General features: G+C 64.3%; 11 protein-coding genes. 2 read left to right on the forward strand and 9 right to left on the reverse strand.

The genetic code is table 11. The annotated features are described in order from the left end of the window. Positions 1–9 precede the first annotated feature (9 nt). Positions 10–1,497 carry a carboxypeptidase M32 gene (locus NKI88_RS07120; protein WP_352654383.1) on the reverse strand — a complete coding sequence of 496 codons (1,488 nt, stop codon included), beginning with the start codon at positions 1,495–1,497 and terminating at the stop codon, positions 10–12. A gap of 146 nt (positions 1,498–1,643) precedes the next feature. On the opposite strand from NKI88_RS07120, the gene NKI88_RS07125 reads away from it, so the two are divergent. Next, the gene (locus NKI88_RS07125; RefSeq protein WP_023711988.1) at positions 1,644–1,997 is read left to right on the forward strand and encodes a DUF1304 domain-containing protein; all 354 of its coding nucleotides are present in this window, start codon (positions 1,644–1,646) and stop codon (positions 1,995–1,997) included. A gap of 79 nt (positions 1,998–2,076) precedes the next feature. Here the strand turns inward: NKI88_RS07125 and NKI88_RS07130 are convergent, their stop codons facing one another. The 7 genes from NKI88_RS07130 to NKI88_RS07160 form a co-directional block, all read right to left on the reverse strand. After that, positions 2,077–2,502, reverse strand: coding sequence for a hypothetical protein (locus tag NKI88_RS07130; RefSeq protein ID WP_023827021.1), 426 nt, complete (start codon positions 2,500–2,502; stop codon positions 2,077–2,079). 239 nt (positions 2,503–2,741) lie between these two features. After that, positions 2,742–3,773: a peptidoglycan -binding protein gene (locus NKI88_RS07135; RefSeq protein WP_023684164.1), complete on the reverse strand. Its 1,032-nt coding sequence runs from the start codon at positions 3,771–3,773 to the stop codon at positions 2,742–2,744. Between the two features lies 1 nt (position 3,774). Continuing rightward, positions 3,775–4,800, reverse strand: a complete 1,026-nt coding sequence (locus NKI88_RS07140; RefSeq protein WP_023668754.1) for a MotA/TolQ/ExbB proton channel family protein — start codon at positions 4,798–4,800, stop codon at positions 3,775–3,777. Positions 4,801–4,979: 179 nt separating this feature from the next. Then, on the reverse strand, positions 4,980–5,696 hold the full coding sequence (trhA, locus tag NKI88_RS07145) for a PAQR family membrane homeostasis protein TrhA (protein WP_023704897.1): 717 nt from the start codon (positions 5,694–5,696) through the stop codon (positions 4,980–4,982). Between the two features lie 110 nt (positions 5,697–5,806). Continuing rightward, the gene (locus NKI88_RS07150) at positions 5,807–6,607 is read right to left on the reverse strand and encodes an inositol monophosphatase family protein (RefSeq protein ID WP_023684166.1); all 801 of its coding nucleotides are present in this window, start codon (positions 6,605–6,607) and stop codon (positions 5,807–5,809) included. A 22-nt stretch (positions 6,608–6,629) separates the two neighbouring features. Beyond that, positions 6,630–7,196, reverse strand: coding sequence for an elongation factor P (gene efp, locus NKI88_RS07155; RefSeq protein ID WP_023668757.1), 567 nt, complete (start codon positions 7,194–7,196; stop codon positions 6,630–6,632). A gap of 141 nt (positions 7,197–7,337) precedes the next feature. Then, entirely contained in the window at positions 7,338–8,213 is an 876-nt protein-coding gene (locus tag NKI88_RS07160) for a LysR family transcriptional regulator (RefSeq protein ID WP_023724301.1), read from the reverse strand. Between the two features lie 89 nt (positions 8,214–8,302). Here NKI88_RS07160 and NKI88_RS07165 point away from each other — a divergent pair, with 89 nt between their 5' ends. Next, positions 8,303–9,319 carry a zinc-dependent alcohol dehydrogenase family protein gene (locus tag NKI88_RS07165; RefSeq protein ID WP_023704896.1) on the forward strand — a complete coding sequence of 339 codons (1,017 nt, stop codon included), beginning with the start codon at positions 8,303–8,305 and terminating at the stop codon, positions 9,317–9,319. Positions 9,320–9,328: 9 nt separating this feature from the next. On the opposite strand, the gene NKI88_RS07170 is transcribed toward NKI88_RS07165, so the two are convergent. Beyond that, positions 9,329–9,916 (reverse strand): tetratricopeptide repeat protein (locus NKI88_RS07170; protein WP_352654386.1); only part of this gene is annotated, 588 nt, incomplete at its 5' end.

A 9,916-nucleotide genomic window follows, 5' to 3' on the forward strand; every position in this document is an offset into this window, starting at 1 on the left:
AACCCGCAATCAGGCGGGACCATACCGCTTGCGGAGATGCTCGGTGAAATACGCGGCGTTGAGCTTTTCCCCGGTGGCGCGCTCAAGCAGTTCGGGCGTCGACCAGCGCGATCCCTGCGACCAGATATTGTCGCGGCGCCAGTCATTGATGGCGGCGAAATTGCCCTTGGCGAGGTCGCTGTCGGCTGAAGGATGGTCGCGCGTCAGCGCAGCCCATTGCTGCGCCGCCATCATAGCGCCCAGCGTATAGGACGGGAAATAGCCGAAGGCGGCGCCCGGCCAATGCACGTCCTGCATCGGTCCGTCGGCTGGGTTGTCGATCGTCGAAAGGCCAAGATACTCCCGCATCTTGGCGTCCCAGGCTTCGGGCAGGTCGGCCGCCTGCAGCCGCCCCGAGACCAGCTCCTGCTCCAACTCGTAGCGCAGGATGACATGCAGCGGGTAGGTGACCTCGTCGGCGTCGACGCGGATCAGGCCGCGCTCGACCCGGTGCACATGCGGCAGGATGTCGTCGAGCGACCAGGCTTCGCCGAGATGCTTTTCGACCACGGGCAGCGCCCAGCGCCAGAATTCGGGGTTGCGGCCGACCTGTTTCTCGACGAACAGACTCTGGCTTTCATGCACCGCCATGCCGCGCGCCTTGCCGAGCGGCCAGTGCGCCCAGGCCTTCGGCAGGTTCTGCTCGTAGAGCGCATGGCCGGTCTCGTGCAGCACGCCCATCAAAGCCGACAGGAAATCGGACGTTTTGTAGCGGGTGGTGATGCGAACGTCGCTCGGCACCCCGCCGCAGAAGGGATGGTGCGATACCGACAGAGAACCATGGGTGAGGTCGAAGCCGACCGAAGCCATCATGGCGAGACCAAGCTCGCGCTGTTTGTCGATCGCATAGCTGCCGGAGAGCGGCTTCAGCGGGCGCTTGGCCAGTCGCGCTTCCTGTACGGCCAGCGCTTCCGGCACGAAGCCCTTCAGGAATGTCTTCAGCTCGGTGAAGACCGGCGTGATGTCGGCGGCGCGGTTGCCAGGATCGTATTGCTCCATCAGTGCGTCGTAGGGATCGAGGCCGAGCGCGTCGGCGCGCAGGGCGGCTTCCTCGCGCACCAGCGCGATGACACCTTCGAGCGCCGGCAGGAATCCGGCCCAGTCATTCTTGCCGCGCAGGTCGCGCCAGAGCTGCTCGGAGCGCATACGCGCCACCGTCTGGCGCTCGACGAATTCGACCGGCAGGCAGGTCAGGTTGGTGTATTGCCGGCGCAACTCCCGGACCGCGGCTTGCTGCTCCTCGTTGAGCGCTTCAGCTTCTGCAGCGGCGAGCCAGTCGGCGATCTCCGGCGCCGTTGCCCTGATATGCAGCATGCCGGCAAGGGAAGCCATCGCTTCGGCGCGCTTCTCGCCGCCGCCGACGGCCATGTGGGTCGCCTCGTCGGCGCCGAGGATAGCGAGCGCATGTTCCAGCGCTTCGAGCTTGTGGCCGAGATCATCGAGCTTCTGAAAAGACATGGCAGGTTCCGCGTTTTGGACCGCGGGAAAAGATACCAACGCGCCAGGATTGGCAACCCTCAAAGGTGGCTATGCAGCTTGCGCCGATGAGCTTGTGCGTGGAATGCTGGCTGGCGGTGGAACACCGCCATGCAGGGGAGACTAAGATGATCGGCAATATCCTGGTCGGGCTGGTGGCCCTGATCCACCTCTACATCGTCTATCTGGAGATGGTGGCGTGGGACACACCGCGCGGGCACAGGGCGTTCAACCTCAAGCCGGACTTCGCCAGCGCATCGAAGGTGCTCGCCGCCAATCAGGGGCTCTACAACGCCTTCCTTGCCGCCGGGCTGATCTGGGGCCTCTATCTCGGCGCGGCGGGATTCCAGATCAAGGTGTTCTTCCTGCTTTGCATCGCCGTCGCCGGGCTCTATGGCGCGGCGACTGCCAGCCGGAAGATCCTGTATGTTCAGACCGTGCCGGCGGTGCTGGCCCTCGCTGCGCTGTGGCTGGGCTGGTGACAAAAAAGACGCCCTCGGAACCAGATCCCGCGGGCGTCAGACAGTCCCTTCCTCATTCCTGGAGATATCAGAACGGACCTCAGCCGTTCGGATAATTCCCGCCGTCGGAGCCATCACCGATCATGAAGCCGCTGCCGGTGTCGGACATCAGCCTCTGATCGACATTGTCGAGGCGGCGCAGCAGATCGTGATATTGCGCGGCCGGGATCCGGCCATGGTCCGAAGCGGCGACCCCTTCGGCGGCCTGGCCGATATGCGCCGCACGCAGATGCAGCCACTGCGCTTCCGAGGTCGAGATGCCCTTCGTCTCGCGCGCATCCGTGATGCCCTGTTCGACGCCCCGCACCTGCTCGATCAGGCCGGTCACACGCGGACCGGTCATGTCGGTCGGGTCGCTGGCGTCGAGGGCGCCCTTGTGATGTCCGGCGGCATAGGCGCCGGCGAGTGGAACAGTGATCAGAAGTGTCGTGAGGGTTGCGGTCCTGAGAGTCTTCAAAGAGCGCATGATGTGCGTCTCCTCCTGCTATGGAAGGGGCAAGCGCTTTCGCTCCGCCTTCCGGAAGCGGGCCGTCCGGTTCCGTCGCGTCGCGATGGGAGGCATCGCCGGCGGTTCTCGGCCCTGCGCGTCAAAGTAGGAGCCCGGAAACGCGAAGTGTAATTAAAGAAAGATAATGTTTTCAGGCCTTGCCGACCTGGCGTTGCGCCCTAGAGTTGAGCCGGCAAACAATTTCGCGGGACTGAAAATCACCGTTCGGTGAGCTTCAGTTCAATGCGTCGGTTCTTGTTGCGGGCGTCTTCGGTGTCGGCGGGGTCGAGCGGCTGGAATTCGCCGAAGCCGGCCGCAACCAGCCGGTTGGCGGGCACGCCGTTCTCGATCAGGAACTTGACCACCGAGGTCGAACGCGCCGTCGACAATTCCCAATTGTCGCGATAGCGGCCGGCGCCGGACAGCGGCTTGTTGTCGGTGTGGCCGTCGACGCGCAGCACCCAGTTGATCTCGGGCGGGATTTCCTTTTGCAACTCGATGATGGCATCGGCGAGCTTCTTCATCTCGACTTTGCCGGCATCGTTGATCACTTCCGACCCGGTCGGGAACAGAACTTCCGACTGGAAGACGAAGCGGTCGCCGACGATGCGGATGTTCTCGCGGTCGGCGAGGATTTCGCGCAGGCGGCCGAAGAAGTCGGAGCGATAGCGGTTCAGCTCCTGCACGCGCTGCGCCAGCGCGACGTTGAGCCGACGGCCGAGATCGGCGATCTTGGTGTTGGAATCGCGGTCGCGCGTTTCAGAGACGTTGAGGGCATCCTCGAGCGCGCCGATCTGCTTGCGCAGCGCCGCGATCTGCTGGTTGAGGATCTCGACCTGGCTCAGCGCCTGCTGGCTGATCTGGCGCTGGCTGTCGAGTTCGCCGCCGAGTTCCGCGGCGCGCTGGGTGGCGGCGTCGCCGGCGCCGGCACCTTGCGCCAGCAGCTGCTCGAGCCGGCTCTTCTCAGCTTCGGCGGCCGACAGCGACGCCTGCAGATTGGCCAGCGAATCGTCCTTGTCCTGCGCGCTCGAGCGCTCCAGCGCCAGCAACTGCGTCAGTTCGTTGATCTGCGAGTTGAGGCGCGTGAGCGCCGTATCCTTGCCGGAGAGTTCGCGTCCGAGCAGGAACTGCGCCAGCACGAAAACGGTGAGCAGGAACATGATGGCGAGCAGCAGCGTCGACAGCGCGTCGACGAAGCCCGGCCAATAGTCGATCCGGCGATCGGTGCGCCGGCCCCTGGCGAGAGCCATGCTAGTGGACCCCGGGTTTCTTCAGCGCGTCGGCGATCTTTTCCAGCGTGTTGCGCATCGCCTTCTGCTCGTCCGACTGGGCCTCGACCCAGTCGCGCATGATCTGCTGCTCGGAGCGCATGTTCTTGACCAGGCCGGAAATGCCGTCGGCGAGATTGGCCATGGCGGTGGCGACGCGCGGATTGGAGCCGCCGCCGCTTTCCTGCATGCTGCGCAGCCGTTCCGACAGGACCCGGATCTCGTCGGAGGATTCAGTCTTGGCCGGGTCGGCGACGGCGATGTCGGAGGAGAGATCGGTGACCGAGGACAGCCAGTTTTCAAGCTCGGTATAGAAGCGGGTCTGGGCGCGGCCGGCCTGCAGGTCGAGGAAGCCTAGCACCAGCGACCCGGAAAGGCCGAACAGCGAGGACGAAAAGGCCGTACCCATGCCGGCCAGCGGCGCCGACAGCCCCTGCTTCAGCGAATCGAGCACGGCGGCGGCGTCGCCGGTGCCGGGATCGAGCGATTCGATGGTTTCGCGGATCGAGCCGATGGTGTTGAGCAGGCCCCAGAAGGTGCCGAGCAAACCGAGGAACACCAGCAGGCCGACAAGATAGCGCGACGTGTCGCGGCTTTCGTCGAGGCGGGTGGCGATCGAATCCAGCATGGTGCGCATCGAAGACGTCGAGAAGGCCACCGTCGAGGAGCGGCCGATCATCGCCTTCATCGGCGCCAGCAGCACCGGCTCGGTGGTTTCGGAACCGGCGCGGAAGGAATTGACCCAGCGCACTTCGCGAAACAGTCGTCCGACCTGGGCGAAGGCGAGCAGGATGCCGACCACAAGGACGCCGACGATCAGGCCGTTGAGGCCGGGATTGCTCCCGAAAGCGGTCGAGATCTGGCGGGTGAGGATGGCGGCGATGAAGGCGACGATGACCAGGAAGATGACCATGGTCAGGAGGAAGACCTGCGGGCTCGACAGTTTGTGCGGATCGTACATCAGGACATCAGAACGCCTGCCCACGCCGAAGGATCTGAGAAAAGCCATCCGTGCCCCGTTTCCGATGCTCTATTTGCCTTGACGCAATTCCGAACGGGAAGCCGCTCATACTTCCCTGGAACTGCTCCAGTGCCGCCGATCACGTAATTCGCGACTCTAAACGGAATTGTGACCAAATTGAATGGCGCTTGGCAATATTGCCCGACTGTCGGGCCGCACCACGCCGTTCAGAGGCGGTTGACGACCAGGCAGTCGACCATGGCGGCAAGATGCAGCCCGGCGCCGGTGACGACAAAGCCGTGCCAGAGGGCATTGTGAAAGCGCAGGCGTTTCCAGGCGAAGAAGATGACGCCGCAGGAGTACACGATGCCGCCGGCGACAATCAGCGCGATCGAGGTCGTCGGCAACGTCGCCACCAGCGGCTTGACCAGGACGACGCCGCTCCAGCCGGTGGCGAGATAGAAGACAATGGCCAGACGATCGAAGCGGCCGGGCAGGAACACTTTCATGGCAATGCCGGTCAAAGCAGCGGTCCAGACAAGGACAATCATCGGCAGCGCCAGCGGCGAGCCGTCGAGCTGGGCCAGAAAGGGCGTGTAGGTCGCGGCGATCAGGAGATAGATCGCCGCATGATCGAAGCGCCGCAAGATCCACTTCGCCGGCGACGTCACCGGCCACAGATTGTAGGTCAGCGAAATCGACAGCACAGTCAGCAGCGACACCACGAAGAAGGCGGCGGCGATGTATTCGCCGGGACCGGCATGGAAGGCGGCCAGCGCCAGCAACGCCGAGCCGGCGGCTATCGCCAGCACGATGCCGACCGCGTGGACGATGCCATCGGCGATCATCTCCGCACGCGAATAGTGCCAACGCCCGACAAAAGGGATTTCAATTGGCTGGTCTGGCTGCGCTTCTCGCGAGGATAGTGAAGGTATGCTCGTCATAAAAGATCCTGCGTCACCCTTATCTGGGCGGCCGCCGGGCAGTATTTCAAGCTTTGATTGCGGTTTTGCGACTGCGGCGCTTCAGCGCGCCGCGCCGGCATGCCAAGTGATCAGCGCGCCGAAAGCGGCTTCTTCACCGCCTTGAGCAGCGCGCGCTGGATGACCTCGTTGCCAGCGACGAGCGAACCCGCCTCGAGCATATCCTGGCCGCCATCCATGTCGGAGACGAAGCCACCGGCCTCGCGGATCAGCAGCAGGCCGGCGGCAATGTCCCAGGCCGACAGGCCGGTTTCCCAAAAGCCGTCCATGCGGCCTGCGGCGACATAAGCGAGATCGAGCGCGGCGGAACCCAGGCGGCGCACGCCCGAGACCTCGGCCATCACATTGCGCAACTCGACGAGGAAATTGCCGTGCTGGCCGCGGCCGAGATGCGGCACGCCGCAGCCGATGACGCAGTCGGTGAGCTTGCTGCGGCCGGCAACGCGCAGCCGGCGATCGTTCATGAAGGCGCCGCCGCCGCGCTCGGCGGTGTAGAGCTCATCCATTGCCGGATTGTAGATGACGGCGGCGACCAACTGGCCCTGTCGCTCCAGCGCGATCGAGATGGAAAAGATCGGAATGCCGTGCAGGAAATTGGTGGTGCCGTCGAGCGGGTCGACGATCCAACGGTGCTGGTCGTCGTCCCCTGCGATCATGCCGCGCTCTTCCATAAGGAAGGCATAGCCCGGCCGTGCCTTCGACAGTTCGGCAAACAGGATGTCCTCGGCCTTGCGGTCGGCTTGGCTGACATAGTCGCCCGGTCCCTTCATCGACACCTGCAGGTTCTGCACCTCGCCGAAATCGCGCGACAGCGAGCGGCCGGCCTTCATGGCGGCCTGGACCATGACATTGAGAAGTGCGGAGCGTGCCATCGTATCTGTTCCTGCCTACGCGTCAGTCTGCGCGGCGCATGTAGGTGAGTTCGTTGGTGTCGACGACGATGCGTTCGCCGGCGCCGATGAATGGCGGCACCAGCACGCGGATGCCGTTTTCCAGCACCGCCGGCTTGTACGAGGACGCGGCCGTCTGGCCCTTCACCACCGGGTCGGCCTCGGTGATGGTCAGCGTCACCTGGTCGGGCAGCGAAATGCCGATCGGCCTGTCCTCATAGAGCTGGACCGTCACCATCATGCCGTCCTGCAGGAAGGCGGCGCGGTCGCCGACGAAATCCTTCGCCAGCTCGAGCTGCTCGTAGCTCTGCGTGTCCATGAACACCAGCGCGTCGTCCTGGGCGTAGAGGAAGGAAAAATCCTTCAGATCGAGCCGGATCTGCTCGACGGTCTCGGCCGAGCGGAAGCGCTCGTTGAGCTTGGTGCCGTTGATCAGGTTCTTCAGTTCGACCTGGTTGTAGGCACCGCCCTTGCCGGGCTTGACGGTGTTGGTCCTGACCGCCACCCAAAGGCCGCCATCGTGCTCGATGACATAGCCGGGACGGATTTCGTTGCCATTGATCTTGGCCATGATGAGATTGATCCGGGATGCTACCAACGGCTTGGCCGTTGGTATGGGGATGGTCGCTGGACAAGCGATTTCGGGCCCCCAAGACCACAAATCGGCAGGAGAGGCAAGGGATGCCAGATCGCCCGACAGCGGCTGGTAGCCTCAAACCTGGGCTGCAATGACTTTGCCGACGGCCTCGACTATGGCATCCGCAGCCTCAGTCAGCCGGTTGAGATGAGGCGAACGAAGTGCGGCGACCTGCAAGGAAAGGTCGACATCTTCCGTGTTGACCAGCATGAGGCCGTCGGGAAGTCCGCGCCTTGCAAGACGCAACGGCACTAGCCCAAGGCCGTGCCCCCGACGGACCCATTCCATCTGCAAGGCCGGATCCTGTATCTCCGCCGCGATCTCGAAATAACGCCTTCCGCCGACCAGAACGGACATGAGTTTCTGGCGCGCGTCGCAAGGGGCCGGACTAAGCACCCACGGCATGGGTGTCCGGCCACCGTCTTCCGGATCGGGGACGGTGGACGCAGCTATGACGCCAAGACGTTCAGTGCCAAGCGCTTCCGGACCTGGCTTATCCGACGATCGCAGAACAATCGTCACATCGAGCTCGCCGCGTTCGAATTGATCGATCAGTTCGGCGCTCCAGCCGGTCTTGAGCCGTAGCGACACTTTCGGGAACGCCGCCGCGGCGTTGGCGATGGCCCCGGCGATGTCGCGGTCCGAGAGGCCATGGGCGAGACCCAGGCGGAACAGTCCTTCCGGCTCGGTCTTTCCGGCGAAGGATTTCAGCGCTTCTACGGAAGCGATGATATCGCGGCCGCGCGCCAGCACTTCCAGCCCCGTCGGCGTCAGTCGCGGCGGCTTTTGCCGGCGGTCGAGCAGCGTCGTGCCAAGCATGTCCTCCAGCCGCTGGATTTGCCGGGTCACAGCCGGCTGGGTCAGCGGCAGGCGCCGGGCGACCTTCTGGATCGAGCCCTCCTCGGCAAACAGGGCGAGCGTGCGCAATTCCTCAAGCATAGCCAGAACCATGTCTCGTAGGCATAATCATTGTAAACATTATGAATTTGAAATCCATCGCCTGGCAAGCAATTTTCCTTTCAAACGAAAGGAGGACGACAATGAAGGCAATCGAACTGCAGAGCCCAGGCGGCATCGACAATCTCAAGATGGTCGAACGGCCAATGCCGGAACCCGGCCGCCAGGAGATGATCGTCAAGGTCAGGGCCACGGCGCTCAACTACCGCGATGTCGAGATCGCGCGCGGCAGCTATCACACGACATTCCCCTTGCCGCTGGTGCCGCTTTCCGACGGCGTCGGCGAGGTCGTTGCGCTTGGCTCCGAGGTCAGCCGCTTCAAGGTCGGCGACCGGGTCTGCGGCACGTTCTGGCAGCGATGGGTCGGCGGCAGCTTCGCCATGGCCGAACCCTCATACCAGCGCGGTGGCCCCATCGATGGGCTGCTAAGCGAATTCGCCCGGCTGGACGAACAGGCGGCGGTCATCGCCCCGGCGCAGCTCAGCGATGTCGAGGCGGCGACGTTGCCTTGCGCCGCGGTCACTGCCTGGCATGCGTTGTTCACCGAGGGCAAGCTCAAGCCAGGCGAAACCGTGCTCAGCCTCGGCACCGGCGGCGTGTCGCTGTTTGCCGTGCAGTTGGCAAGGGCGGCCGGCGCGCGCGTCATTGTTACGTCGAGCAGCGATGAGAAGCTTGCCCGGGCGAAGGGGCTTGGCGCGCATGATGGCGTCAACTACCGCGACAATCCGGATTGGTCGTCGGCCGTGCTGGCGCTGACCGATGGCCGCGGCGCGGACCACATCATCGAAGTCGGTGGTCCCCAAAGTTTCGCGCAGTCGCTCAAGGCGTCGGCGCGCGGCGCCCAGATCAACGTCATCGGCTATCTCGGCGGCAGCGAAGGGGTGATTAATCCGCTCGACATCTTCCGCCGCCAGGTGAAAGCACGCGGCATACCGGTCGGCTCGCGCGAGTCCTTCGAAGCGATGAACCGGGCGCTCGCCGTCAATCGGCTGCGGCCGGTGATCGACCGGGTCTTCCCATGGGCAGAGGCAGCGCAGGCCTTTCGCCATCTCGAACACGGCTCTCCCTTCGGCAAGGTCGTGCTGGATCATACACAGTGACGTTGCGTGTCAGGGCAGGCGGTTGGCCTTCTGCAAGGCTTGCTTTGTCTGATCGTCGGTCAGCCCTTGCAGGAAATCGTCCATCTCCGGATCGATAAGGCCGGCGCGGCGGGCGACCACATACCAGGCCCCGGCCAGGATCAGGTCGGGGTCGGTTCCGATGCCGCCCATATAGAGCTTTGCCAACCGGTTCTGGGCAGCGACATTGCCGCCTTCAGCTGCCTGCTTCATCCAGTTGAAGCCGGATTTCAGGTCGCGAACACCGCCCCGGCCCTCGATCATCCAGGCGGCAAGATCGATCTGCGCGGTGTCGTAGTTCTGCCTGGCAGCCTGTGCCAGCAAGCTGCGGGCCTTTGCATCGTCGCGGGTCTTGCCGCCGACGCCATTGGCATAGACCTGCGCCATCGCATACTGGGCGTCGGCAAGCCCTGTCGCCGCGGCACGCTCATAATAAGGCACAGCCCTGGGGGGGGCGGCGGCGCCCGGGTCGGGCGGGGCGCGGCATTTGGGGCGTTTTTTCAGCGCGGGCCGGGTGGCGGGCGCGGCGGCGGGGGGCGGCTGCGCCGAATGTGCCGGGGGGTGCGTGTTGTGGTGGGG

It is taken from the genome of Mesorhizobium sp. M0317, from assembly GCF_040321555.1.
GTDB lineage: Bacteria > Pseudomonadota > Alphaproteobacteria > Rhizobiales > Rhizobiaceae > Mesorhizobium.